The following is a 25,415-nucleotide window of genomic DNA, read 5'->3' as shown; positions in this document are numbered from 1 at the left end:
TGGCCATTCTTCGGCGTGGCCGGGTGGCTACGGTGGTGGGGTGCGCCTGTGGTCCCTGCATCCCGAACTGCTCGACCGGCAGGGCCTGATCGCCGGCTGGCGCGAGGCGCTGCTCGCCCAGGCCGTGCTGGCCGGGCGTACCCGGGGCTATCGGCGCCATCCGCAGCTTGCCCGGTTCGCCGACCAGCGCGTACCGCAGCGCGAGATCGGGCGCTATCTGGTCGGCCTGGCCGACGAGGCCGACCGGCGCGGCTACCGCTTCGACCGCGCCCGCATCGACCGGCCTGGCCCGCCCGGCGGGCAGCTCACCGTGACCGATGGCCAGCTCGCGCTGGAGCACCGACACCTGATCACCAAGCTGGCGGCCCGCTCGCCGGAGTTGGTGGACGAGCTGGGCCCGGCCCGGGCACATCCGTTGTTCGTCGTGACATCCGGGCCACCGGCCGAGTGGGAACGGGTACGGTTCGATCATGAGCAATGACGCCGCAGCGCTCCCGTCGAGCGAGTTCCTGGACCTGATCGGCTTGGAGATCACCGAGAACACCGGCGACCGGTTGGCGGGGCATGTCGATCTTGGTCCGCAGCACCACCAGCCCTACGGGATCGTCCACGGTGGTGTGTTCTGCGCGATCATCGAAACGGCGGCCAGCGTCGGCGCCGCGACGGCGGTCGCCGATCAGGGGCTCGGCGTCGTCGGGGTGCACAATGCCACCGATTTTCTCCGGCCCGGACGGGCCGGTCGCGCGCAGGTGGTGGCCGAGCCGCTGCACCGCGGCCGCACCCAGCAACTGTGGCAGGTGATCATCACCGACGAGGCCAGCGGAAAGGCGCTCGCGCGGGGGCAGGTACGCCTGCACAACATCTCCCGCGACGCCGTCTCGCCCTGACTAGCCGCAGGCCGGCTGCTCGGGCACCAGGGGCGAGACCAGCAGCCGGCGGGTCACGCGGCCGACCCGCCACTGGGTGGTCGGGTTGTCGCGCGCGGCGCGCAGGAGGGGCGCGACAACCTCGCCCGCCAGCTCCGCGCACCGGCCGCCGAGGGCGTCCGTCCCGGACGACAGCACCGCGTCGGGATCGGGACCGGGCCAGCGCGGGAGCCGCTGCCCGCCCACGTCGGTGGGCTCCGGCAGTTCCACCAGTCGGGCGCGGTCGGGGGCGAAGTCGCGGAAGGGCGCGTCACCGGGCAGCGCCCGCGCGCGTTCCAACAGCGCCCACAGTCGCGCCCGGTCGGTGCGCTGTTGTGCGTTCAGCCCGGTCAGCTCCGCATCGCGGGCCGGGTCGGCGAGGGCGTACACAGATATCTGTTGTGGCGGCCCGGCGGGGGCAATCCTGATCATGGTGACCGGCTGGTCGGTGATCGCCGGCGAGCCGTAGTCGATGCCGGCCAGCAGTCCGGAGGCCGCCGCCTGCTCGGCGAATCCGGCGACCGCGGCCGGGTCGACCGTCGCCACCTCGAGTTCCGGGGGCACGTCGCCGAGGGTGCGCTCCGGTCGCGGCCGGATCACGCGCCCGTCGCCGAAGATCGACAACGCCGGCACGTTGAATACCTGGTAGGAGACGGGGACCAGCCCCGGGGCGATGTGGATCCGGAACACCAACTGGTCGGGCGGCAGCGGCGACGCGGACGGCGGAGGCGGTGGATCGTCGGGGGTGACCGACCGGCCGCAGCCGCCGAGACCCCCGAGGCCGACGGCGATGGCCCCGCCCAGCAACGCCCTGCGCTCCATCGGCCCATGGTGCCCGCCGGCGGGGTCGCCGCCGTGTCAGCCGCGAGCGGCCATCGACAGCAGCGACAGCCCGGCGTCGGAGGCAGAGCCCGGCTCCGCGCTCAGCAACAGCAGCCGCTGTCCCGGCCGGTCGCTGACCTCGAAGGACTCGAACCGAAGATCAAGATTTCCGAACTCCGGGTGCCGGAACTCCTTGTTCCCGCCGGTGCAGCGACGGACGGTACGCCGCGCCCACCGCCGGGCGAAATCCTGGCTCGCGGTGGACAGCTCCCCCACCAACCGCACCAGCCGCTGATCATCGGGAAACTCGGCCGCCGCATACCGCAGCGCCGAGACGCTGTAGTTCGCCTGCACCTCGTAGTCGCGATAGAGATCGACGCCGTGCGGGTCGCAGAAGAGCTGGCGTACCAGATTCGGACGAGTGTCGATCCGCGCCGGGGCGTCGAACGGCAGGTGGCCGGCGAACAGCCGGTGTCCCTCCGCATTCCAGCAGAGCACGTCCTGGAACCGGCCGAGCAGGACGGCCGGCGTACCGGTGAGCCCGCCGACCAGCCCGCGCAGGTGGGCCGAGGCGCGCTCGGTCCCGGTCCCGGACGCCCGGCGCGGGGGTCGCGCGAGCAGCTTCAGGTGCGCGCGTTCGTCGCCGTCGAGTGCCAGGGCGGTGGCCAGGGCGTCCAGTACCGATTCCGATGCGGCCGTGGAAGTGCCCTGCTCGAGCCGGGTCAGGTACGCCACCGAGACCCGGCCAGTTGGGCCAGCTCCTCGCGCCGCAGACCCGGCACGCGTCGGCGGCCGTAGCTGGGCAGCCCCAACTCCTCCGGCCGCAGCATGGCCCGGCGAGCGCGCAGGAATGCGCCCAGCTCGCCGGCCCGCGGGGCGGTCGCGAAACGTTGTGCCATGGGCCCATTCTGCGCTTCTCGGGCGCCGACAGCCTGACCCTGGCGGTGGTACGAAGGCGTCGCGTATGCCCTGTCGGCCTATGAACGCCCGGGATCTGGCTGGGGTGTCGCGGCGCCGATTGGCTCGGCCCATGAGCAAAGATCCGCAGACCACGGTGACGGACCCGCGCGCCCCCGGACGCCCGGCCAACCCGCGCCTGGGAATTCTGACCATGGCCCTCGGCGCGTTCGGGATCGGGCTCACCGAGTTCGCCCCGGCCGGGTTGCTGCCCGGCATCGCCGCCGAGTTCGCCGTCTCCGAGGGCACGTCCGGTTGGGTGGTCGGCGCCTACGCGCTGGCCGTGGCGGTCGGCGCGATCGTCATGTCGCTGCTGACCGCCGGCCGGGACCGGGCGAGCGTGCTCCGGCTGCTGGTAGCGGTGTTCGTCGTGGGCAACCTGGTGACCACGGTGGCGCCGTCGTTCGGTCTGTTGCTGACCGGACGGGTGATCGCTGCCCTGTGCCACGGCGCCTATGTCGGGATCAGCGCGGCCCTGGCCGCCGAGTTGCTGCCCGAGGGACGCAAGGCCAAGGGGGTGGCGATGGTGTTCAGCGGGATCACGCTGGCGATCGTGCTCGGGCTGCCGATCGGCAACCTGCTCGGCAACCAGTTCGGCTGGCGGGCCACGTTCGCCGTGATGACCGGTATCGGCGTGATCGTGCTGATCGCGTTGATCGCGTTCGTGCCGACCGGGCGGGGCGCCCCGAACGATCTGCGCACCGAGACGGGCTGGCTGCGTTCGGAGCAGGTCTGGTTGACCCTCGGGGTCAGCGTGCTCGGCTTCGGCGGGGTGTTCGGCGCGTTCTCGTATCTGGCCTACACGCTGAGCGCGGTCACCCGCCTCGGGCCGACGGCGATCGCCGGCCTGCTGCTGGTCTTCGGCGTCGGCACCTTTGCCGGCAACCTGCTCGGCGGGAGCGGGGTGGCCAGCCGGCTCGGCGACCGGTTCCCGGTGATCGTCACGGCGGTCGTCGCGATGATCATGATCGGCTTCGGGCTGACCGCGGCCTGGCCGATCGCGGCGATGATCGGGGTCTTCGCGATGGGCGCGGTCGGGTTCAGCCTGACCCCGGCCACCCAGGCCCGGATCCTGACCTGGGCCGACGGCGCCGGTTTCGCCAGCAGCGCCAATATCGCGGCACTGAATCTGGGCAACTGGGTCGGGGCGACACTGGCCGGGTTGGCGTTGGACGGCGGGCACGGCGCCGCCTCGCCCCTGTTCGTCGGGGCGGCGATGACGCTGTGTGCGACCGGGTTGATGCTGTGGACGATCCGTCGCCGCCCTGCGCGGTGAGAGCGCAGACCGAACGACGGTCGGCCCCCGGGCGATCCGCCCGGGGCCGACCGTCGTTCGGTCGATCCGATCAGTCGTCGTCGCGGTTCGGCGTGGTCTTTTGGATCTGCAACAAGAACTCGGTGTTGCTCTGCGTCTTCCGCATCCGGTTCAGCAGCGTCTCCAGCGCCTGCTGCCCGTCCAGCCCACTGAGCACGCGGCGCAGCTTCCAGACGATGCCCAGCTCCTCGCGGCTCATCAACAACTCTTCTCGCCGCGTCGAGGAGTTGACGTCGATGGCGGGGAAAACCCGCTTCTCGGCCAGTTCGCGACGCAACCGCAGCTCCATGTTGCCGGTGCCCTTGAACTCCTCGAAGATCACTTCGTCCATCTTCGAGCCGCTCTCGATCAGCGCGGTGGCAAGGATCGTCAGCGAGCCGCCGTTCTCGATGTTGCGCGCGGCACCGAAGAACTTCTTCGGCGGGTAGAGCGCGGCCGAGTCGACGCCGCCGGACAGGATCCGGCCCGACGCGGGAGCGGCCAGGTTGTACGCCCGACCGAGCCGGGTGATGCCGTCCAGCAGGACGACCACGTCGTGGCCGAGTTCGACCAGCCGCTTGGCGCGCTCGATCGCCAGCTCCGCGACGGTGGTGTGATCACCGGCGGGCCGGTCGAAGGTCGAGGAGATCACCTCGCCGGTCACGGTCCGCTCGAAGTCGGTGACCTCTTCCGGGCGCTCGTCGACGAGCACCACCATCAGGTGCACCTCGGGATTGTTGGTGGTGATCGCGTTGGCGATGTTCTGCATCACCATCGTCTTGCCGGCCTTGGCCGGGGAGACGATCAGGCCGCGCTGGCCCTTGCCGATCGGGGCAACCAGGTCGATGATCCGACCGGTCATGTTGGTCGGCGTCGTCTCCAGCCGCAGCCGCTCCTGCGGGTAGAGCGGGGTGAGCTTGCCGAACTCCGGGCGGTTCTTCGCGTTCTCCGGAGCGTCGCCGTTGATGGTCTCGATCCGGACCAGCGGGTTGAACTTCTCCTTGCGCTCGCCCTCCCGCGGTTCGCGGATGACGCCGGTCACGACGTCGCCCTTGCGCAGGCCGAACTTGCGGACCATCGACAGCGAGACGTAGGCGTCGTCGGAGCCCGGCAGGTAGCCGCTGGTCCGGACAAAGGCGTAGTTGTCCAGCACGTCGAGGATGCCGGAGACCTGGACCAGCACGTCGTCCTCGCTGATCACCGGATCGACCTCGAGGCGATCCATCCCGCCACGGCCGCGGCGGTTCTGCCGGTCGCGGTTGCGCCGGCGACGACCGCGCCGGCCACCCCCGTCGTCATCGCGGTCGCGATTGCCGTTGTCCCGGTCGCGATTCCGGTTCTCGTCGCGATTCCGGTTCTCGTCGCGATTGCCGTTGTCCCGGTCGCGGTTGCGGTTCTCGTCGCGGCTGCGGTTCTCGTCGCGACTGCCGTTGTCCCGGTCGCGGTTCCGGTTCTCGTCGCGGCTGCGGTTCTCGTCGCGACTGCGGTTCTCGTTGCGGTTGCCTTCGCGGCGCTCATCGGGCCGGTTGTCGCCGGCCTGGTCGCCGGTGCCGTTGCGACGCTGCTCGGAACGCTCGCGGGCCTGTCGGCGCGCCTCCTCGGCGCGCTCGTCCGCATCGGGCAGCGCCGCCTGGGCCGGTTCGGTGCGGGCCGGTTCGGTGCGGGCCGGTTCGGTCCGCGGCTGCTCGCTACGCGGGGCATCGGTGGCCGGGGCATCGGTGGGTGCGGCGGCTGCACGGGGAGCCTGGCCGCCCGTCGGGGCCCCGCCCTGCGCGGCGCGAATGGCCGAGATCAGGTCGCCCTTTCGCATGGTGCCGGCGCCCTTCAGGCCGAGCTGGGAGGCGACCTTCTTGAGCTCGGGGAGCACCATGGCTTCCAGACCCGAACCCTTGCGCCGGCGGCTTCCCGCCGCGGCGCTCGTCGTCTCGGTGGTGTCCGTCACTTGTCCTTCTTTCTCGCGGCCGGGCATGGCCGCCTCGTTGTGCGGAGTGGACTCAGATTCCGCTGCTCAAGCCCCGACAGGGAACGACGCAGTGTCGCTTGGGATGAAGTCTGTGGCGAGGACCCTGGATCGAGATATCGCCGCGCCCGGCTTGACTGGGCGCCGAGTGATGTGGGCGTACCGACCATCACCGTCGCGTCCAGCGTAGCACCGGGGTGGGAGCGGATCGCAAACCGTTCAGTCCCCCGGCGTGCCGACGCTCGCCCTCGGGCCGGGCCGCAGCCGCCGCACCCGGAACCCGGTCGCCGGCGCAATGCCGGCCAGCTCGGCCGCCGTCCCGAGCACCACCACCGTCGGGCCGGCGCCCGAGACGACGGCCGCCGCGCCGGCGTCGCGCAGGCGCTCCACCAGCGCCGCCGAGGCCGGCATCAGCGGAGCCCGGTACGGCTGGTGCAGCCGGTCCCGGGTCGCGGCAAGCAACTCCTCCGGCGCCCCGGCCAGGGCATGCACCAGCAGGCCCGCGGCGCCGGCGTTCTCGGCAGCGTCGGTGTGTGGGACGGTCGGCGGGAGTACGCCGCGCGCCGCCCGGGTGGCGAGCGCGTCACCCGGGACGAAGGCCGCGCCGGCGACCCGCGGGTCCAGCGGCAGCCGCAGCACCCGGTCCTCCCCCGGCACCACCAGCGTCAGGCCGCCGAGCAGCGCCGGCGCCGCATTGTCCAGGTGGCCCTCGACGGCCCGGGCGCGCCGCAGCAACCAGCGCTCGTCGACCGGCCGGCCGGGTCGGGCCCACGTCCAGGCCGCGAGCAACCCGGCGACGACGGCCGCGGCCGAGGATCCCAGCCCCCGCGCGTGCGGGATGGCGTTCTCGGCCTCGAGCGCCACCGCTGGCGGAACCGGGCCGCCGAGGTCGCGCAGGGCCCCGAGCAGCGTGGCGATGATCAGATGGTCCGGACCGCGAGGCACGTCACCGGCACCCTCCCCGGTGACCTCGACGGCGTACTCGCGGGCAACCCGGACGCGCACCCGGTCGCACAGATCCCACGCCAGCCCCAGGCTGTCGAAGCCCGGGCCGAGGTTGGCCGAGGTGGCGGGAACCCGCAGCTCCAGGGGCGGCAGCTCGCTCAGCAGCTCGCTCAACTGGCCAGCCCCAGCACCTCGGCGACCGCGGCCGCCTCGGCCGGCAAGATGTCGGGGGCGACCTCGCGACCGCGCATCGCGGTGTCGATGTCCTTCAGCCCGTTCCCCGTGCAGGTGACGACGATCCGGCGCCCCGGGCGAAGCTCGCCGGCCGCATAGGCCGCGAGCAGACCCGCCACGCCGCTCGCAGACGCGGGCTCGACGAAGATCCCCTCGCGCGAGGCCAGCAGCGACTGCGCGGCGAGGATCTCTTCGTCGGTGACCGCACCGAAGCGCCCGCCGGACTCGGTGACCGCGCGCCGGGCCAGCTCGCCCGAGGCCGGATTCCCGATCCGGATCGCCGTCGCGACCGTGTCGGGCTCGAGGATCGGATGCCCGGCGACGAGCGGCGCGGCACCCGCCGCCTGGAATCCCCACATCGCGGGTGTCCGGGTCGCCCGCTCGTCGGCGGCGTACTCCCGATAGCCCATCCAGTACGCGGAGATGTTCCCGGCATTGCCGACCGGCAGGACGTGCAGATCCGGCGCGTCGCCGAGCGCGTCGACGATCTCGAAGGCCGCCGTCTTCTGGCCCTCCAGGCGATCGGGATTGACCGAGTTCACCAGCGCGACCGGATAGGCCTCCGACAGCTTGCGAGTCACCTCCAGGCAGTCGTCGAAGTTGCCGTCCACCTGCACGATCTCGGCACCGTGCACCACCGCCTGGGCGAGCTTCCCGGTCGCGATCCGCCCGGCCGGCAGCAGGACCAGCGCGCGCAGCCCGGCGCGAGCGGCATAGGCCGCCGCCGAGGCCGAGGTGTTGCCGGTGGAGGCGCAGACCACCGCGTTCGCCCCGTCGGCCACGGCCCGGCTGATCGCCACCGTCATGCCGCGGTCCTTGAAGGATCCCGTCGGGTTCGCCCCCTCGACCTTGATCCAGACCTCGCAGGCGAGACGGTCGGACAGGTGGTCCGCCCGCACCAGCGGGGTCCCGCCCTCCCCCAGGCTGATCACCGGGTCCTCGTCGCCGATCGGCAACCGGTCCCGATAGCGGGCGATCAGCCCGTTGGTGGTCGCCCTCGATGCGTCGCCCATCGCGGCTGCCTCCTCTTTGATCATCTTCTGGTTGATCACCTTCTGGTGATCATCTTCTTGTTGATCAAGCTCTTCCTGACCAGCGTCCCCCGACCGATCCGGGGTTGATCGATCCGTGATTGATCAGTCCGGCACCCCGGCCCGGGCCCGGTCACGGGGTGGTCATGCCCTCCACCCGCATCACGCTGAGCACCTCGTGCACCGCCGGCAGGTCGGACAGGGCCGTGACGCAGGCGCTCAACGCCGCGTCGGGTGCGGGATGGGTGACCACCACGATCCGGGCCTCGGCCCCGTCGCCCGGGCTGGTCACCTGGCGCAGGGTCTGCACGGACACATCGTGCTCGGCGAAGCAGTTCGCGATGGCGGCCAGCACGCCGGCCCGGTCGTCGACCTCGAGGCTCAGGTGGTAGCGGGTGACCACCTCGCCGATGCTGCGCACCGGTCGCCTCGCATAGCTGGATTCCCCGGGACCCGAGGTCTCGCGGACCCGGTTGCGGGCCACGGTGACAAGATCGCCGAGAACGGCCGAGGCGGTGGGGCTACCGCCGGCGCCCGGGCCGTAGAACATCAGTTGCCCGGCCGAGCGGGACTGCACGAAGACCGCGTTGTACGCCCCGCCGACGGAGGCGAGCGGATGCGAGTCCGGGATCATCGCCGGGTGCACGCGGGCGTTGATCGTCGCGTCCGCACCGTCACCGGACAACTCACAGATCGCCAGCAGTTTCACCACGCAACCCATGTCGCGGGCCGAGGCGATGTCGCTGCGGGTGACCTCGGTGATCCCCTCGCGGTGCACATCGGCGCCGGAAACCCGGCTGTGGAAGGCGAGTCCGGCCAGGATCGCGGCCTTGGCGGCCGCGTCGAAGCCCTCGACGTCGGCGGTCGGATCGGCCTCGGCATAGCCGAGCGCCTGGGCCTCGGCGAGCACATCGGCGTACCCGGCGCCCTGGCTGTGCATCTTGTCGAGGATGAAGTTCGTGGTGCCGTTGACGATGCCCATCACCTGGGTGATCTCGTCGCCGACCAGCGATTCGCGCAGCGGCCGGATGATCGGGATCGCGCCCGCGACCGCCGCCTCGAAGTAGAGATCGACACCGGCCTGCTCGGCCGCGGCGAACAGGCTCGCGCCGTCCTCGGCCAGCAGCGCCTTGTTCGCGGTGATCACCGAGGCACCATGATCGATCGCGGAGGTGATCAAGGACCGGGCGGGCTCGATCCCACCGATCAGCTCGATCACGATGTCCACGTCGTCGCGGGCGACCAGCGCAGCGGTGTCGGTGGTGAACAGCGCGGGGTCGATGCCGGGGCGCTCGATCCCGGTCCGGCGTACCCCGATCCCGACCAGCTCCAGCGGCCGGCCGATCCGCGCGCGCAGATCGTCTGCGGAGCCCGTGATCAGGCGTGCCACCTCGGAGCCGACGACCCCGCAGCCGAGCAGGGCGATCCGCAGGGGCTCCCCGGCGGCCGGCGGCTGGCGGGACTCGGTCATCGTCTGGCTCCATTTGTTCGTGGGCCCGGGCTCGCGGGTTCACCGTCCGCCGATTCGGGAAGGGGTGCGGTGCCGATCCTTGCCGGGGCGCCACCCGGGGCGCACCTTAGTATCAGCATCCGGGATTCAACCAACGTCCAGCGCGAGCAGGTCGTCGACGGTCTCGCGGCGGACCAGGGTGCGCCACTCGCCGTCGGCGACGGCGATCACCGGCGGCCGCGGCACATGGTTGTAGTTGCTCGCCATCGATCGGGCGTACGCCCCGGCGCCGGGCACCGCGATCAGGTCGCCCGGCACGATGTCGCCGGGCAGGAACTCGTCGCGGACGACGATGTCGCCCGATTCGCAGTGTTTGCCGACGACCCGGCAGAGCACCGGCGGCGCGTCGGAGGCGCGGTTGGCCAGGGTTGCCGAGTACTCCGCGGCGTACAGCGCCGTGCGGATGTTGTCGCTCATCCCCCCGTCCACCGACAGATAGGTACGCACGCCGCCGCCGGACAGCGTCACCGGCTTGACCGTGCCGACCTCGTACAGCATGAACGCCGCCGGGCCGCTGATCGCGCGGCCAGGCTCGATCGACAGTTCCGGTACGCCGATCCCCCGCGCCGCGCACTCGGCCCGCACCAGCGCCGCGAGCTCGTCGGCGAGCTGCTGCGGCGGGGCCGGGTCGTCGAGGGTCGTGTAGGCGATCCCGAACCCGCCACCGAGGTCGAGCTCGGGCAGTTCGCGGCCCGTCCGGGAAGCGATGTCGGCGAGCATGCCGACCGTGCGACGGACTGCGATCTCGAAGCCGGAGGTCTCGAAGATCTGCGAGCCGATGTGGGAGTGAATGCCCCGCAGGTCGATCCCGGGCGCCGCCAGGCACGACTCGACCGCCGCCATCGCCTCCCCCGTCACCAGCGAGAAGCCGAACTTCTGGTCCTCGTGGGCCGTCGCGATGTACTCGTGGGTGTGCGCCTCGACGCCGACGGTGACCCGGATCAGCACCGGGGCCCGTACGCCGCGCTCGGCGGCGAGCGCGGACAGGCGTTCCAGCTCGATGGCCGAGTCGACCACGATCCGGCCGACCCCGGCATCGAGCGCGGCGGCCAGCTCGGCCACCGACTTGTTGTTCCCGTGGAAGCCGATCCGCGCGGGGTCGACGCCGGCGCGCAGGGCGACGGTGAGCTCGCCACCGGTACACACGTCCAGCGACAGCCCCTCCTCGGCGACCCAGCGGGCGACCGCGGTGCACAGGAAGGACTTGCCGGCGTAGTAGACCTGCCAGCCGGCGAAGGCATCGGCGAACGCGCGGGCGCGGGCCCGCAGGTCGGCCTCGTCGAAGACATAGGCCGGCGTACCGGCCTCGGCCGCCAGCCGGGTGACCCCGATCCCCGCCACCTCCAGCTCGCCCGAGGGCGATCGCGTCACCCCCCGGGCCCACAACTGGGGCAGGAGTGCGTTGACGTCGTCGGGCCGGCGCAGCCAGCCCGGAGCCGGGGCGGAGACGTCGGCGTGGATCGACCCCGCGACATGGGTGTGGCTCATGCGTCGAATGCTACAAACGCCGCCACCGCCGGGCGCACGGCCCGCGCCGGGTGAGATGTGCCCGCGACGGCCCCGGTTTGCTACAGTGCACTTCGCGCTGAGCCCCCGTAGCTCAGGGGATAGAGCACCGCCCTCCGGAGGCGGGTGCGAAGGTTCGAATCCTTCCGGGGGCGCTTGCTAGGGTCGCCGATCGTGAGCGACCGGCCACCCGCCCCGCCGCGCCATCGCGGCCGTCTGTTGACCGTGGTCGTGATCTCCCAGTTGCTGTCGTCGGCGATCACGTGGCTGACCTGGGCGAAGTTCCGCGGGCGCGAGTTCGGTGACACCCGCTACTACTTCGACTCGCTGACCTCGATTGCCGATCACGGGCTGGTCGCGGGCATCCGGGAGGCGATGCCGGAGTACCCGGTCCCGGCGGTCTGGGTGCTCGACCTGCCCCGACTGCTCTCCGACGGCAGCGTCGAGGGCTATCGGGACGCCTTCGTCGTTCTGGTCGCCCTGCTCGGCGTCGCGTTCACCGCGATCCTCTGGCTGGCGGGGGTACGCCGGGGCGATCACCGCGCCGGCGCCCTGGCCGCGGTGCTGTGGTGCTTCTTCTGCGCCGGGCTCGGCTCGGTGTTGTGGCTGCGCATCGATCTGCTGCTCGGGGTGCTGCTGGGCACCGTCGTCGTGGTGGCCGCGCGCCACCCGGGAGTCGCGGGAGCCCTGGTCGCCGCGGCGGCCTGGCTGCGGATCTGGCCCGCCGTGCTGGCGCTGCCGCTGCTCGCCGAACGCCGCCGCTGGCGGCACGCCGCCGCCGGATTCGCGCTGACTGCCGGTGCCGTCGGGATCGTCGCGCTGCTCATCGCCGGGCCGACGCGGCTGCTCTCGCCGCTGTCCTACCAGTCCGGCCGCGGGCTGCACGTGGAATCGGTGCCGGCGATCCCCCTGGTGATCGCCCGGATGTCCGATCCGCCGCAGTGGCCGGTGCGCTACACCGAGTGGAAGGCGTTCGAGATCTTCGGACCCGGCCGGGAGGAGGTGCTGGCGCTCGCCGATGTCGCGAGCATCCTCGGCGTCGCTGCCTGTCTCGGCCTGGTCGGGCTGACGGCCTGGCGGATGCGCGGCGGCCGCGACCCGACACCCGCGTTCACTCTCGCCGTCCTGATCGTCGCGATCACCTGCATCGTGCTGGTGGTGAACAAGACGCTCAGCCCGCAATACATCGCGTGGCTCGGCGCGCCCGTCGCCGCTGCCGTGCTCGTCGCCGACGACGAGCAGCGCGGGCCGGCGGTGCGCTGGATGGCCCTGGCCTGCCTGGTCGCCGTGCTCACCCAACTGGTCTTCCCGCTCACCTACAGCGACCTGACCATGACCCGGGAGGCGGAGAACATGACGCTGCCGGGTGCCGCCCTGCTCGGCCGCAATCTGGTCCTGGTCTGGCTCACCCTCGATGTCGCTTGGTACGCGGTGCGGAGGGCGTGGCCGAAGGGGCCGGAAAAAGCCGCCGACGCGGGGCGTACCACTGCACCGCTGGTCTGATCGGTCGAGTAACATCGACGGCGGCGGATCGCGCACCGCCCCGTGTCAATGACGCAACCTTGGAAGAAGGCGATTGTGGCCACCGCGCCCGACCAGAAGACAACTGAAGCAGTGGACGAATTCGGCGCCAACGACTGGCTCGCCGAGGAGATGTACGAGCGCTACTCGGCCGACCCGACTTCGGTCGACAAGCAGTGGCAGGACTTCTTCGCGGCCCGCGCCGGTGCGAACGGCGCCCCGACCGGCTCGGCGTCGGCCAAGCAGCCCGCCGCCGAGCCCGCGACGCCGAAGAAGAAGCCCGCCCCGAAGACCGCTGCCGCGCCGACCGAGCAGCAGGCACCCGCGGCCACCAACGCCCCCGCGACCAACGCCCCCGCGACCAACGCCCCCGCGACCAACGCCCCCGCGACCAACAATGGGTCGGCCAAGCCGAAGGCCCGGGTCGAGCCGCCGAACACCGTGCGCGAGCCGCGGCCCGCCAAGCCCGGCACCCCGGGCGGCGTACCGGCCGATCCGCCCAATCCGACCGTCCGGGAGGCCAGCGAGGCCAAGGAGTCGAGCCAGGTCGCGCTGCGCGGCGCCGCCGCCCGCGCGGTGAAGAACATGGATGCGTCGCTGACCGTCCCCACCGCCACCTCGGTCCGCGCCATCCCGATGAAGTTGATCACCGACCAGCGCGTGGTGATCAACAACCACCTGCGCCGGGCCCGCGGCGGCAAGGTCTCCTTCACCCACATCCTCGGCTGGGCGCTGGTCAAGGCGGCCCAGCAGGTGCCGGCGATGAACAACGCCTTCGCCGAGGCCGACGGCAAGCCGATGCTCGTCGAGCCGGCCCACATCAACCTCGGCCTCGCGATCGACCTGCCCGGCAAGGACGGCAATCGCCAGCTCCTGGTGCCGTCGATCAAGGGCACCGAACAGCTCGATTTCGCGCAGTTCTGGGCGGCGTACGAGACGCTGGTCAAGAAGGCGCGCGACGGCAAGCTGACGCTGGAGGACTTCCAGGGCACCACGATCACCCTGACCAACCCGGGCACGATCGGCACCAACCACTCGGTGCCGCGGTTGATGAACGGCCAGGGCGCGATCATCGGCGTCGGTTCGATCGGCTACCCGCCGGAGTACGCCGGCACCGACCCCGAGCGGCTGAACGACCTCGGGGTCTCCAAGATCCTCACCCTGACCTCCACCTACGACCATCGGATCATCCAGGGCGCGGTGTCCGGCGAGTTCCTCGCCCAGATGGAACGCATCCTGCTCAGCGACGAGTTCTACGACGAGATCTTCGCCTCGCTGCGGATCCCCTACGAGCCGATCCGCTGGGCGCCCGACCGCAGCGCCCACCACGAGGACCAGGTCTCCAAGCAGGCCCGGGTCTTCGAGTTGATCAACGCCTATCGCAGCCGCGGCCACCTGATGGCCGACACGGATCCGGTCGAGTACCGGATGCGCAACCACCCCGATCTCGACGTGCAGACGCACGGGCTGACGCTGTGGGATCTCGACCGCGAGTTCGCCACCGGCTCCTTCGGCGGCCCGAGCCGCCCGTTGATGAAGCTGCGCGACATCCTCGGCGTGCTGCGCGACTCCTACTGCCGGCAGATCGGCATCGAGTACATGTACATCGCCGACCCGGAGCAGCGCCGCTGGATCCAGGACCGGGTCGAGAAGCCGCACGAATCGCTCCCCCGCGAGGAGCACCTGCGCGTGCTGGACAAGCTCAACGAGGCCGAGGTCTTCGAGCACTTCCTGCAGACCAAGTACGTGGGCCAGAAGCGGTTCTCGCTGGAGGGCAGCGAGTCGACCATCGTGATGCTCGACGAGATCTGCGAGCAGGCGGCGATGGACGGCCTGGACGAGGTGGCGATCGGCATGCCGCACCGCGGCCGGCTGAACGTGCTGGCCAATGTGGTCGGCAAGTCCTACGGGCAGATCTTCCGCGAGTTCGAGGGCAACATCGACCCGCGCTCGGTGCAGGGCTCGGGCGATGTGAAGTACCACCTCGGCGCCGAGGGCCACTTCACCGCGCTCGACGGCTCGACGATCAAGACCTCGGTGGCCGCCAATCCCAGCCACCTGGAGGCCGTCGATCCGGTGCTCGAGGGAATCGCGCGCGCCAAGCAGGACATCTTGGACAAGGGCACCGACTTCCCCGTCCTGCCGCTGCTGATGCACGGCGACGCGGCCTTCGCCGGTCAGGGCGTGGTGATGGAGGTGTTGCAGATGTCGCAACTGCGCGGCTACCGCACCGGCGGCACCATCCATCTGGTCGTCAACAACCAGGTCGGTTTCACCACCTCGCCGACCGAGTCGCGCTCGTCGCTGTACTCGACCGATGTCGCGAAGACGATCCAGGCACCGGTCTTCCACGTCAACGGCGACGACCCCGAGGCCGTGGTCCGCGTCGCCCGGCTGGCCTTCGATTTCCGCAAGGCATTCAACAAGGACGTGGTGATCGACCTGATCTCCTACCGCCGGCGCGGGCACAACGAGGGCGATGACCCGAGCTTCACCCAGCCGCTGATGTATGACCTGATCGAGAACAAGCGCAGCGTCCGCAAGCTGTACGCCGAGGCGCTGGTCGGCCGGGGCGAGATCTCCATCGAAGACGCCGAGGCGGCGATGAAGCGCTTCCAGAAGCGGCTGGAGGAGGTCTTCTCCGAGGTCCGCGAGGGCGGCTCGGTGCCCGAGGACGAACCGGAGTACCGCCGCGTTCCGAACTACCCGAAGAAGGCCGGATCCAATCTCGGCACCTCGGTGGACGCCTCGGTGCTGCAGACGATCGCGGAGGCCCACACGAACGTGCCGGACGGGTTCACCGTGCATCCGAAGGTCGATCCGCAGTTGAAGCGGCGGGCGAAGGCGATGGTCGAGGGGCCGATCGACTGGGCCTCGGCGGAGCTGTTGGCCTTCGGTTCGCTGCTGCTCGAGGGTCGTCCGGTACGCCTGACCGGGCAGGACTCCCGGCGCGGAACCTTCACCCAGCGGTTCGCCGCGGTGATCGACCGCCGCAACGGGGACGCCTGGGTGCCGCTGCGCAACATGGCCGAGGACCAGGGCAAGTTCATGATCTTCGACTCCCCGCTCAGCGAGTACGGGGTGATGGGCTTCGAGTACGGCTACTCGGTCGCCCGCCCCGAGGCGCTGGTGCTCTGGGAGGCCCAGTTCGGCGACTTCGTCAACGGCGGGCAGATCATCTCCGACGAGTTCTTCGCCGCCGGGGAGGCCAAGTGGGGCCAGAAGTCCGGCGTGGTGCTGCTGCTGCCGCACGGCTACGAGGGCCAGGGTCCGGATCACTCGTCTGCGCGGCTGGAGCGCTGGCTGCAGCTCGCCGCAGAGGACGCGTTCCGGATCGCGCAGCCCTCGACCCCGGCCAGCTACTTCCACCTGCTGCGCGACCAGGCCTTCGCCGACGCACACCGGCCGCTGGTGGTGGCAACGCCGAAGTCGATGCTGCGCAACAAGCTGGCGACGTCGCAGCCGAGCGACTTCACCGACAACACCTGGAAGCCCGTGCTGACCGACCAGACGATCACGGACCCGAGCAAGGTGTCCCGGGTGCTGCTCTGCTCGGGCAAGGTGCGCTGGGACCTGGTCAAGGCTCGGGAGAAGGCGGGCCTGGAGGGCGAGGTGGCGATCATCGCGCTGGAGCAGCTCTACCCGCTGCCGACCGACGGGATCGTCGAGGCGCTCGCGCCCTATTCCCAGGTCACGGACTTCCGCTGGGTCCAGGACGAGCCGGAGAACCAGGGCCCGTGGCCCTTCATCGCGCTGCACCTGGCCGAGAAGGTCGCCGCCAGCGGCGAGCTGCCCAAGGTGCGGTTGCAGAAGGTGACGCGGCCGGCCTCGTCGGCCCCCGCGGTCGGCGTACACAAGGCCTCGGACGACCAGTCCAAGGACCTGATGCGTCGCGCGCTGGAGGCCTGAGCAGGTAACAACTGGGTCGCAACCGCCCCGGGCCGACCACGCGTGGCGCCGGTTGGTGCCACCATGTCCGAAACGACCGACCGCGCATCGGCGCGGCACGACGGGAGGCATCCAATGAAGACGAGGCTCGCACTCGCCGGCGCCGCGGCCGCGGCGATCGCCCTGGCCGGCTGCGGCTCGACCTCGCTGACGGGCAACGCGCCGGATGGCGCCGACACCCCCGCCCCGCAGGTGCAGGCCGACCCGGCGCTGAATGCGAAGCTGCCGGAGAAGATCAAGTCCTCGGGCAAGATCGTGGTCGGCACGGACGCGTCCTACGCTCCGAACGAGTTCCTCGACGCCGACGGCAAGACGATCATCGGGATGGACATCGACGTGTTCGACGCGGTCGCGGCCAAGCTCGGCGTGCAGGCGGAGTGGCAGCCGGCGGCGTTCGACTCGATCATCGCCGGCATCGAGGGCGGGCGCTACGACGCCGGAATCTCCTCGTTCAACATCACCGACGAGCGCAAGAAGCAGGCCAACATGGTCTCCTACTTCGAGGCCGGTACGCAGTGGGCCACAGCCCCGGGCAACCCGAAGAAGGTCGACCCCGACAACGCGTGCGGGATGAAGGTCGCGGTGCAGACCGGCACGATCCAGCAGGAGGAGGACCTGCCGGAGCGCAACAAGAAGTGCGGCAACAACCCGATCGAGGTGCTGACCTTCACCGGGCAGGACGAGGCGACCGCGGCGCTGGTCAGCGGGCGCGCCGATGCGATGGTCGCCGACTCGCCGGTGGTCGCCTACGCGGGCCAGCAGACCAATGGCCAGATCGAGGCGCTGGGCGAGGTCTATGACTCCGCGCCGTACGGGATCATCGTGCCGAAGGACCAGCCGGAGTACGCCGAGGCGATCGCCGAGGCGCTGACCCAGCTCAAGGCCGACGGCAGCTACGACCAGATCCTGCAGAAGTGGGACCTCGCCGACGGCGGCATCGACAGCTTCGCCGTCAACCCCTGATCATGGACGTCGACGAAGCCCGCCGGCCGGGCCTGATCAAGGCCCGGCCGGTGCCTCACCCGTGGCGCTGGGTGGCGATCGGCGTGATCGCGATCCTGTTCGCGATGCTGCTGAACCTGTTGATCAACAACCCGGCGTTCAACTGGCCGTTCGTCTTCGAGGCGATGAACCAGAAGCCGGTGATCGAGGGGTTCGTGATCGGTACGCTGCTGGTCACCTTCGTCTCGATGATCTTCGCCGTCGTGGGCGGCGTGATCCTCGCCGTGATGCGGCTCAGCGACAACCCGATCCTGTCGGCCGTGTCGTGGGCCTACACCTGGTTCTTCCGGGCCATCCCGCGCTACGTCTTGTTGACCGTGATGGGCGCGCTGGGCATCTTGTTCCCGCTCGACCGCGGGGGCGTCTCGATCGGCGTACCGTTCGACTGGCTGATCCTGCGCCTGTTCGGGATCGACGGCACCATGCGGATCGCCTCGTTCGACGCGAACGTGTTGTTCCAGGGCCTGTTCGGCGCCATCGTCGGCCTCGCGGCATCGGAGGCGGCCTACATGGCCGAGATCGCCCGGGCCGGCATCCTCAGCGTCGACAAGGGCCAGACCGAGGCGGCCGAGGCGCTCGGGATGAGCCCGCGCCAGACCACCTGGAAGGTCGTCCTGCCCCAGGCGATGCGGGTGATCGTGCCGCCGACCGGCAACGAGACGATCGCGATGCTGAAGGACACCTCGCTGCTGCTGGCAGTGCCGCTGACGACCGAGCTGTTCTTCCAGCTCAAGGGCATCGGCAGTCGGACCTATCAGATCTTCCCGGTCTACATGGCGGCGCTGTTGTACTACCTCGCCGCGTGCAGCGTGCTGATGGTCGGCCAGTCCTTCCTCGAGCGGCGGTTCGGCCGGGGCTTCGGCGCCCGCAGCCGCGCACGGCAGGCGCAGCAGGACGCCTCGAACGCGGTGGCGCAACGATGAGCGCCGAGCCGGACCGCTCCGGCGCCTGGGTCGAGCGGGACAAGATCGAGTCGGGACACCTGGTGGACGCGGTCAACGTGACCAAGTCGTTCGGCTCCAATGTGGTGCTGCAGGGGGTGGACTGTCACGTCGATCGCGGCGAGGTGGTCTGCCTGCTCGGGCCGAGCGGCTCGGGCAAGACCACCTTCCTGCGGCTGATCAATCAGATGGAGACGCTGACCGGCGGCCGGATCTATGTCGACGGCGAGCTGGTCGGTTTCACCGAGCGCGGCGGGCGCCTGCACGCGCGGCGGCCGAAGGACATCGCCCGGCAGCGCGCACGGATCGGCATGGTGTTCCAGCGGTTCAACCTGTTCCCGCACATGACGGCGTTGGAGAACGTCACCGTCGCCCCGCGTACCGTCGCCGGGGTCGATGCGGCCACCGCGCGCCGGGAGGCGATGGAGCTGCTGGATCGGGTCGGCCTCGCCGATCGCGCGGGCTACTACCCCAACGAGCTGTCCGGCGGGCAGCAGCAGCGAGTGGCGATCGCGCGTGCCCTGGCGATGAAGCCCGACCTGATGTTGTTCGACGAGCCCACCTCGGCCCTCGATCCCGAGCTGGTCGGCGAGGTGCTCGGCGCGATGCGCGCGCTGGCCGATCAGGGGATGACCATGATCGTGGTCACCCACGAGATGGGATTCGCCCGTGAGGTGGCCGACCGGGTGATCTTCATGGACGGCGGTGCGGTCGTCGAGGACGGTCCGCCGGAGCAGGTGCTCGGCAACCCGCGACACGAGCGCACCAGGGCGTTCATCGCCCGGGTCAGGCAGGAAGCCGCCGCGGAGGCCGAGCATGCCCAGACGCTGGGCGGCCCGGTCGATTCCGAACCGCAGTCCGGTTCCGGCGCTGCTGGCGATTCCGACCCTGCTACCGATTCCGGCCAAGGACCTGATTCGCCGCGGGAGTGATCAGGCCGCCGATGATCACGATCGAGGCGACGAGCGCCGCAACCGCGATCGGGATCGTCTGACCACCCCAGAAGCTGATCGCCACCGGAATCTGCAGCAGCCCGGCGAAGATCGCGACGCTGCGAGCCCAGGGGCGCAGCCGGGCCAGGCCGCGTGCGGTGATCAGCAGCAGGACGGCGTACCCGGCGAAGGCCAGGCCGGTGGTGATGCCCACCTCCGGGCGCGAGGCCCGCGTGCTGGCGAACTCGGCCACGGCCAGGCCACCGAAGGCCACCGCGAGCACGACAACCGTCACAGCGGCAACGCGCACGGACCCCGGCACCCCGGGCAACGGATCGGCCATGCCACAATCATGGCGGGAGCATCCGCGGCCGACAATCGCGCACCGGCGCGACGGCGCCGAAGTGTGAGACAGCCAACTCCGTTGACCCTTGTATTTCTTGTCACAAGTTGCCACGCTGGGATGCGGCACTCCCCCGGGCCGGAATCTTCTCCGGGTGCCCACGCCGATGACGCGCCGTGCGCGTCCATCTCGCGACGCCGGGCCGACGGACAAGGAGATGGAAGCGGATGGATTGGCGCCACAAGGCAGCCTGTCTGGACGAGGATCCGGAGCTGTTCTTCCCGATCGGGAACACCGGCCCGGCGCTGCTCCAGATCGAGGAGGCCAAGAAGGTCTGTCAGCGCTGCGATGTGCGCGAGGCGTGCCTGCAGTGGGCCCTCGAGGCGGGGCAGGACCACGGCGTCTGGGGCGGCATGAGCGAGGACGAGCGTCGGGCGCTGAAGCGCCGCGCCGCGCGGTCGCGGATCAGGTCGGCCTGAGCGACCAACAAACAACTCCCGGGGGGACGGGCTGACGCGATATCGCGTCAGCCCATTTCATTGCCCGCGCGATGCTCGTCCGGCGGCACCACGGGCACCCGGACCACCGCCCGCGACCCCTGGCCAGCCGGGTTCTGCTCCAGCACGAAGCTCCCCCCGAGGTCGCGGACCAGGGTGTCGACGATCGACAGACCGAGGCTCTGCCCGGCGCTCGGATCGAAATCGGACGGCAGGCCCTGCCCGTCGTCGCACACCTCGACCGTCAGCTCGCCCGCGTCGGTTCGCGGCCGGACCAGAACCGTGCCGGGCAGGTCTCCGAAACCGTGCTCGATCGCGTTCTGGCACAGCTCGGTGACGACCAGGGAGAGCGGGGTCGCGACGGTGGCCGGAACGCGCCCGAAGCTGCCCTCGCGCAGCACCCGGACATCCGAGCGAGAGGCCCGGCTGACATCGGCGACCATCCGCAGGACCCGGTCGGCGACCTCGTCGAAATCGACCACCTCGTCATAGCTTTGCGACAGGGTCTCGTGCACCACGGCAATCGCGGCCACCCGGCTCATCGCCTCGGCCAGGGCGGCCCTGGCCTCCGGCGAGTCGATCCTGCGCCCCTGCATCCGCAGCAGCGCCGCGACGGTCTGCAGGTTGTTCTTCACCCGGTGGTGGATCTCGCGGATGGTGGCGTCCTTGGTGACGAGTTGTCGTTCGCGCCGCCGCAGTTCGCTGATGTCCTTGCACAACACGATCGGAGGCAACGGGCCGTCGGGCCCGCGCAGTGGCAGGACCCGCAGACGCAACACCACGGCCCCGGACACCAGGTCCATCTCGCGTGCCGTGCCGCCGGCCAGGAACGCCGCCACCGGCTGCTGTGGCTGCTCGGTGACCAGTCGCGCCGTGACATCGGCCAGCCGCTCGTCCATCAGATCCTTGGTCAGGCCGAGGCGGCGGAAGGCCGTGGTCGCGTTCGGGGTCGCATAGGTGACCCGACCGCCGGCGTCGAGCCGGATCAGGCCGTCGCCCACGCGCAGGCTCTGGGTGGGGTCGAGCGGCTCGCCGGGGATCGGGAAATCGCCGGCCTGCAGCATCCAGGTGAGGATCTCGGCGATCTCGAGGTAGTTGTCCTCCAGGGTGCTCGGCGCCCGGACATTCATCTGGTTGGTGTGCCGCTCGATCACCGCGACGATGGCCGCGTCGGCGCGGACCTCGTCATCGGCGTCTCCCTCGAAATGGCCCTCCTCGAAGTCACCCGCCTCGAGGTGTTCTGCGACCTCGCAGGGCCGGCGTACCGGGAGCGCGAGCTGATCGACGGGAATGCCCGCCTGCAGCTTGTTGTCGCTGGTCTCCACCGGTTCGGCCGACAGGTAGGCCTCCACCACGCCGCTGTCCGGCTCGTAGGCGATCTCGTCGCCGACGACATCGTCCTCCAGCGCGGTCGGTCCGGTCGCCGGGCGGACCTGGGCGACGGCGCGGAAGATGTTCGGGTCGTCGGCATCGGGCAGCCAGAGGACCAGGTCGGAGAAGGACAGGTCGGCGATCAGGTGCCAGTCGCCGACCAGCCGCTCGAGCCACGCCGCGGTGGCCGGGTCGACGCCGAGCCGGTCGAGCTGATCGGACAACGTTGCCACGGCGGTCACCCTAGCGGCCGCTCCGGGCCACGCCCGGGCCGTTCCGGGCCCGGGCGCGCGGTGTGCGTGGGCTGTGGCCGCATGGCATACTGGCTCGCTGCACGATCAAGGAGGCTGCAATGGGCAAGACCGGCCGCAAGCGCCGCGCCCGCAGGAAGAAGGGCGCGAACCACGGCAAGCGCCCCAACGCCTGACGGCGACAACGACGAACGGCTACCGACGCCTGCCGAGCAGGCGTCGGTAGCCGCTTTCTCGGGGGGCTCGATTTCTCGGGGGCCTCGATTTCTCGGGGGCCTCGATTTCTCGGGGGCCCGGTGCACGGGCCTCAGTTGGCGCGGAAGCGTACCGTCCTGCTGACGATCCGCACCCGCAGCGACTCCGGCGCGCTGATCCCGCTCGCCCCGCAGCAGCGGTGGACGAGCCTCTTCAGCGCATCCTCGGCGTCGAAGTTCTCCAGGCAGGGCTCGCAGGCCTCCAGGTGCGCCCGGATCGCGTCGACGCTGGCGCCGTCGAGCTCGGTGTCCAGGAATTCCTGCATCCGCCGCAACGCCTCCGCGCAGTCCACGTCGCCCAGCCCCTCGCGCGTCATGCCTGCGCCCCGATCAGGCCACGCTCGCGCGCGTGATCGGTCAACAATCCACGCAACTGGGTCCGGCCGCGGTTCAGCCGCGACATCACGGTCCCGATCGGGGTCTCCATGATCTCCGCGATCTCCTTGTAGGAAAATCCCTCGACGTCGGCCAGATAGACCGCCATCCGGAACTCCGGCCGAAGTTGGGCCAGCGCCTCCTGGACATCACCGTCGGGGAGGCGGTCCAGCGCCTCGGTCTCCGCCGACCGCAGGCCGGTCGAGTCGTGGGTCGCGGCCCGGTGCAGTTGCCAGTCCTGGACATCCTCGCCGCCGGAGATCTGCGGCTGACGCTGCGCCTTGCGGTAGGAGTTGATGTAGGTGTTGGTCAGGATGCGGTACAGCCAGGCCCGCAGATTGGTGCCCGGCTTGAACTGGTGGAACGACGCGAACGCCCGGGCGTAGGCGTCCTGGACGATGTCCTCGGCGTCGGCCGGGTTGCGGGTCATCCGCAGCGCCGCGCCGTAGAGCTGGTCCAGGTAGACCATCGCATCGCGCTCGAACCGGGCGCTGCGCTCGGCCTCGGTCTCGGTGGCGAGATCGACGTTGTTGCTCTCGGTCGGCTCCGTCGGCGTTGTCATCGCCCACGATCCTACCCGTTGTGGTCGGTCCAGGAGTGCTGTCGTCACACCGGTCCAACACGACCCGCCGGGGAGCTATTCCCCGGCGATCAGCGAGCGCGCCGCGGCCAGCACCGCATTCCGCGCCGGGACCGGGTCGGCGCGCGCCGGCGTCTTCATCCCGTGATCGGCGTCCGGGGCGCAGAACACCGCCACTCCCCCGTCCTCGCCGGTCGCGGCGGCGAGCTCGTCGGCCGTGCCGAAGGTGTCGCGGGTGCCCTGGACGACCGCGACGGGTACGCCGGCGCCGAGCAGCTCGGGCAGCCGAGTGCGGTCGGGACGCCCGGGCGGATGCAACGGGAACGCACAGCACAACACCGCGTCGGCGCCGGTGGCAGGCGCCGTCCGGCAGGCGACCCGGGCGCCCGCACTGCGGCCACCGGTGATCAGCCTCGCCGGCGCGACCGCCGCGCGCAGCGCGGCCACCGCCGGGAGCCAGCCCTCGTCGAGCCGGGCCGGTGCCGGCGCGACCTTGCGCCCGGCGAGCCGCCAGGGTTGTTCGTAGCGGGCCACCCCGACGCCGTCGCCCGGCAGGCGGTCGGCCAGCAGGGCGAGGTCGAGCGCGTCGATACCGCCGCCGGCGCCGTGCCCGAGCAGGAACCAGGTGCCCGCCGGATCGCCCGACAGGTGCAGCCGGCCCGGCCCGAGCGGCGTCTCGACGAGGATGCCTTTCATGATCGACAACTGCGGGCCATGATCAGAAGAGCCGTTCGGGGGCGTCATCGGCGTCGGGCAGCGGCTCGACCAGCTCGGGTCCGTTGTTGGCGACATTGCCGACGGCCCTGGACACCGCATACGCCTCGAGCTCCGTGCCGACGCCGATCAGGTCGAGCAGCTCCGCCGGCTCCGAGATCGCGGGGTCGAGCCACCGCCCCCGATTCTCGGGAGCGACGAGCAGCGGCATCCGATCATGGATCTGGCCCACCGCATCGGTGGCGGTCGTGGTGATCACGGTGCAGGTACGCAGCCATGCCTGCGGGTCATCGTCGGCGCGGGAGGGGTCGCGCCAGAACTCATACAGCCCCGCCATCGCCAGCAGCGAGTGATCGGCATTGCGGACGAAGAACGGCTGCTTGCCGGGTTTGCCGCCGGGGCTCGCGGGCTCCGTGGCGTACCACTCGTAGTAGCCGTCGGCCGGCAGCAGGCAGCGCCGCGTCGCGAACGCCTTGCGGAAGGCGGGCTTCTCGGCGACGGTCTCGACCCGGGCGTTGATCATCCGCGCGCCGATCTTCGGGTCCTTGGCCCACGACGGGACGAGTCCCCAGCGCAGCGGGGCGAGCCGGCGCTGCGGCTCGCCGGTCTCCCGGTCGGTGCGCACGAGCACGGCCGGCACCTCGTCGGTCGGCGCGACGTTGTAGTCCGGCCCGGGCAGCTCGTCCATCACCTTGTCGATGCCGAATTCGCTGACCAGCCGGGTCTCGCCCGTCCAGTGGGCGTACCTCCCGCACATGCGGACGAGACTAGTCGGCCATGCCGACACATCGACCGGCCGACCACGGACTACGCTGTCGGGCACACCACTGAGAGGATCGACAATGCTGCGCTTCCTGGCCCGCACCATGCTCGCCAGCTATTTCGTCGCCGACGGGGTCAAGGCGGTACGCGATCCCGGCGCGAGTGCCGGGGAGCTCCGGCCCGTCGCCGAACGCGTCGTCCCGCTGGTCAAGTCCGCGGCCCCGCCGCAGGTCGCCTCGCTGATCCCCTCGCAACCGCGCACGCTTGCCCGCCTCACCGGCATCGCCCAGGTGATCGGCGGCATCTCGCTGGCCACCGGGATCGGTCGCCGGATGGGCGCGATCATCCTCGCCGCTACGCTGGTGCCGCAGGTGATCGCGGCCAGCCCGCTCGGCGGCCGGAGCACCGATGACGACGACGAGGAGCAGCGCGGGCGCGACTTCGTGGTCAGCCTGAGCCTGCTCGGCGCGACCCTGTTGGCGAGCGGCGACACCCAGGGCCGGCCCAGCCTCGGCTGGCGCGCCGACCACGTCCGGCGCGATCTGGCCAAGTCGGCGGACAAGCACCTGAACCGGGTCGAGAAGACGGCCGAGAAGAAGCTCGACGGCCTCGACAAGAAGGCGCGGCGGGCGGCGAAGAAGGCGCGGCGCTCGGCCAAGAAGGCCAAGAGCGACCTCAACCTGTGATCCGGCAGCCAGCGTGACACTCGACGGCACCCCCACCCCTCGGCGCAGGGCCGGAACCTGGTCGGCCCCGGCCG

The 25,415-nt window shown here is 70.9% G+C and carries 24 protein-coding genes, 1 tRNA gene and 1 pseudogene; 12 read left to right on the top strand and 14 right to left on the bottom strand.

What is annotated here, in order from left to right:
• The first annotated feature begins 40 nt into the window (after positions 1-40).
• Together ACXDC7_RS09615 and ACXDC7_RS09610 are read left to right on the top strand one after the other, a co-directional pair.
• Entirely contained in the window at positions 41-481 is a 441-nt protein-coding gene (locus tag ACXDC7_RS09615; RefSeq protein WP_179443759.1) for a pyrimidine dimer DNA glycosylase/endonuclease V, read from the top strand.
• Positions 471-887, top strand: coding sequence for a PaaI family thioesterase (locus ACXDC7_RS09610; protein ID WP_179443760.1), 417 nt, complete (start codon positions 471-473; stop codon positions 885-887). Before ACXDC7_RS09615 ends, ACXDC7_RS09610 begins: the two co-directional genes overlap by 11 nt.
• Here ACXDC7_RS09610 and ACXDC7_RS09605 read toward each other — a convergent pair whose 3' ends face one another.
• Genes ACXDC7_RS09605 through ACXDC7_RS09595 form a run of 3 tightly spaced genes read right to left on the bottom strand, consistent with a single transcriptional unit; the run spans position 888 to position 2,626 of the window.
• Positions 888-1,727: a hypothetical protein gene (locus tag ACXDC7_RS09605; RefSeq protein ID WP_459221981.1), complete on the bottom strand. Its 840-nt coding sequence runs from the start codon at positions 1,725-1,727 to the stop codon at positions 888-890.
• Between the two features lie 36 nt (positions 1,728-1,763).
• Entirely contained in the window at positions 1,764-2,462 is a 699-nt protein-coding gene (locus ACXDC7_RS09600) for an MmyB family transcriptional regulator (RefSeq protein ID WP_459221980.1), read from the bottom strand.
• Positions 2,450-2,626: a hypothetical protein gene (locus tag ACXDC7_RS09595; protein ID WP_459221979.1), complete on the bottom strand. Its 177-nt coding sequence runs from the start codon at positions 2,624-2,626 to the stop codon at positions 2,450-2,452. Before ACXDC7_RS09595 ends, ACXDC7_RS09600 begins: the two co-directional genes overlap by 13 nt.
• A 131-nt stretch (positions 2,627-2,757) precedes the next feature.
• Between ACXDC7_RS09595 and ACXDC7_RS09590 the strand changes: the two genes are divergently transcribed.
• Positions 2,758-3,960 carry an MFS transporter gene (locus tag ACXDC7_RS09590; RefSeq protein WP_459221978.1) on the top strand — a complete coding sequence of 401 codons (1,203 nt, stop codon included), beginning with the start codon at positions 2,758-2,760 and terminating at the stop codon, positions 3,958-3,960.
• 70 nt (positions 3,961-4,030) lie between these two features.
• Here ACXDC7_RS09590 and rho read toward each other — a convergent pair whose 3' ends face one another.
• The 5 genes from rho to lysA all read right to left on the bottom strand — a co-directional run bounded on the left by rho (position 4,031) and on the right by lysA (position 11,146).
• Entirely contained in the window at positions 4,031-5,848 is a 1,818-nt protein-coding gene (rho, locus tag ACXDC7_RS09585) for a transcription termination factor Rho (protein WP_459222820.1), read from the bottom strand.
• Between the two features lie 309 nt (positions 5,849-6,157).
• Positions 6,158-7,057 (bottom strand): homoserine kinase, encoded by a 900-nt coding sequence (thrB, locus tag ACXDC7_RS09580; RefSeq protein WP_459221977.1) that lies wholly within the window; start codon positions 7,055-7,057, stop codon positions 6,158-6,160.
• A complete protein-coding gene (thrC, locus tag ACXDC7_RS09575; protein WP_179446362.1) occupies positions 7,054-8,130 on the bottom strand; it encodes a threonine synthase in 1,077 nt (358 codons plus the stop codon). Before thrC ends, thrB begins: the two co-directional genes overlap by 4 nt.
• Positions 8,131-8,281: 151 nt before the next feature.
• Positions 8,282-9,619 (bottom strand): homoserine dehydrogenase, encoded by a 1,338-nt coding sequence (locus tag ACXDC7_RS09570; protein ID WP_179443765.1) that lies wholly within the window; start codon positions 9,617-9,619, stop codon positions 8,282-8,284.
• Between the two features lie 126 nt (positions 9,620-9,745).
• Positions 9,746-11,146, bottom strand: coding sequence for a diaminopimelate decarboxylase (lysA, locus tag ACXDC7_RS09565; RefSeq protein ID WP_459221976.1), 1,401 nt, complete (start codon positions 11,144-11,146; stop codon positions 9,746-9,748).
• A gap of 101 nt (positions 11,147-11,247) precedes the next feature.
• On the opposite strand from lysA, the gene ACXDC7_RS09560 reads away from it, so the two are divergent.
• The 6 genes and pseudogenes from ACXDC7_RS09560 to ACXDC7_RS09535 all read left to right on the top strand — a co-directional run.
• A tRNA-Arg gene (locus ACXDC7_RS09560) sits at positions 11,248-11,319 on the top strand.
• 19 nt (positions 11,320-11,338) lie between these two features.
• Complete coding sequence (locus ACXDC7_RS09555; RefSeq protein WP_459221975.1) at positions 11,339-12,667, top strand: glycosyltransferase 87 family protein; 1,329 nt, start codon at positions 11,339-11,341, stop codon at positions 12,665-12,667.
• Between the two features lie 48 nt (positions 12,668-12,715).
• Positions 12,716-16,594 (top strand): multifunctional oxoglutarate decarboxylase/oxoglutarate dehydrogenase thiamine pyrophosphate-binding subunit/dihydrolipoyllysine-residue succinyltransferase subunit, encoded by a 3,879-nt coding sequence (locus ACXDC7_RS09550; protein ID WP_459221974.1) that lies wholly within the window; start codon positions 12,716-12,718, stop codon positions 16,592-16,594.
• A gap of 114 nt (positions 16,595-16,708) precedes the next feature.
• Positions 16,709-17,596 carry an ABC transporter substrate-binding protein gene (locus ACXDC7_RS09545; protein WP_459221973.1) on the top strand — a complete coding sequence of 296 codons (888 nt, stop codon included), beginning with the start codon at positions 16,709-16,711 and terminating at the stop codon, positions 17,594-17,596.
• Between the two features lie 2 nt (positions 17,597-17,598).
• The gene (locus ACXDC7_RS09540; RefSeq protein ID WP_179443770.1) at positions 17,599-18,558 is read left to right on the top strand and encodes an amino acid ABC transporter permease; all 960 of its coding nucleotides are present in this window, start codon (positions 17,599-17,601) and stop codon (positions 18,556-18,558) included.
• A 59-nt stretch (positions 18,559-18,617) separates the two neighbouring features.
• A pseudogene (locus ACXDC7_RS09535) lies at positions 18,618-19,364 on the top strand (amino acid ABC transporter ATP-binding protein); the annotation flags it as partial.
• Between the two features lie 103 nt (positions 19,365-19,467).
• Here ACXDC7_RS09535 and ACXDC7_RS09530 read toward each other — a convergent pair.
• On the bottom strand, positions 19,468-19,851 hold the full coding sequence (locus tag ACXDC7_RS09530; RefSeq protein ID WP_179443772.1) for a hypothetical protein: 384 nt from the start codon (positions 19,849-19,851) through the stop codon (positions 19,468-19,470).
• A 227-nt stretch (positions 19,852-20,078) separates the two neighbouring features.
• On the opposite strand from ACXDC7_RS09530, the gene ACXDC7_RS09525 reads away from it, so the two are divergent.
• Positions 20,079-20,330 (top strand): WhiB family transcriptional regulator, encoded by a 252-nt coding sequence (locus ACXDC7_RS09525; protein WP_179443773.1) that lies wholly within the window; start codon positions 20,079-20,081, stop codon positions 20,328-20,330.
• A 47-nt stretch (positions 20,331-20,377) separates the two neighbouring features.
• Here the strand turns inward: ACXDC7_RS09525 and ACXDC7_RS09520 are convergent, their stop codons facing one another.
• Entirely contained in the window at positions 20,378-21,952 is a 1,575-nt protein-coding gene (locus ACXDC7_RS09520; RefSeq protein WP_179443774.1) for a histidine kinase N-terminal domain-containing protein, read from the bottom strand.
• Positions 21,953-22,071: 119 nt separating this feature from the next.
• Here ACXDC7_RS09520 and ACXDC7_RS09515 point away from each other — a divergent pair, with 119 nt between their 5' ends.
• Positions 22,072-22,146, top strand: coding sequence for a 50S ribosomal protein bL37 (locus ACXDC7_RS09515; RefSeq protein WP_369797015.1), 75 nt, complete (start codon positions 22,072-22,074; stop codon positions 22,144-22,146).
• Positions 22,147-22,277: 131 nt separating this feature from the next.
• Here ACXDC7_RS09515 and rsrA read toward each other — a convergent pair whose 3' ends face one another.
• The 4 genes from rsrA to ACXDC7_RS09495 all read right to left on the bottom strand — a co-directional run bounded on the left by rsrA (position 22,278) and on the right by ACXDC7_RS09495 (position 24,650).
• Positions 22,278-22,541: a mycothiol system anti-sigma-R factor gene (gene rsrA, locus ACXDC7_RS09510; protein ID WP_459221972.1), complete on the bottom strand. Its 264-nt coding sequence runs from the start codon at positions 22,539-22,541 to the stop codon at positions 22,278-22,280.
• Positions 22,538-23,161 (bottom strand): sigma-70 family RNA polymerase sigma factor, encoded by a 624-nt coding sequence (locus tag ACXDC7_RS09505; protein WP_459221971.1) that lies wholly within the window; start codon positions 23,159-23,161, stop codon positions 22,538-22,540. Before ACXDC7_RS09505 ends, rsrA begins: the two co-directional genes overlap by 4 nt.
• A gap of 75 nt (positions 23,162-23,236) precedes the next feature.
• Positions 23,237-23,923, bottom strand: a complete 687-nt coding sequence (locus tag ACXDC7_RS09500) for an alpha/beta hydrolase family protein (protein WP_459221970.1) — start codon at positions 23,921-23,923, stop codon at positions 23,237-23,239.
• Positions 23,898-24,650, bottom strand: a complete 753-nt coding sequence (locus ACXDC7_RS09495) for an SOS response-associated peptidase (RefSeq protein WP_459221969.1) — start codon at positions 24,648-24,650, stop codon at positions 23,898-23,900. Before ACXDC7_RS09495 ends, ACXDC7_RS09500 begins: the two co-directional genes overlap by 26 nt.
• 85 nt (positions 24,651-24,735) lie before the next feature.
• Here ACXDC7_RS09495 and ACXDC7_RS09490 point away from each other — a divergent pair, with 85 nt between their 5' ends.
• Positions 24,736-25,341: a DoxX family membrane protein gene (locus ACXDC7_RS09490; protein ID WP_459221968.1), complete on the top strand. Its 606-nt coding sequence runs from the start codon at positions 24,736-24,738 to the stop codon at positions 25,339-25,341.
• Positions 25,342-25,415 lie beyond the last annotated feature (74 nt).

This window comes from Naumannella huperziae (assembly GCF_054073625.1).
The sequence above is the reverse complement of the archived record's forward strand: the minus strand, read 5'-3'. Positions and strand labels throughout refer to the sequence as shown.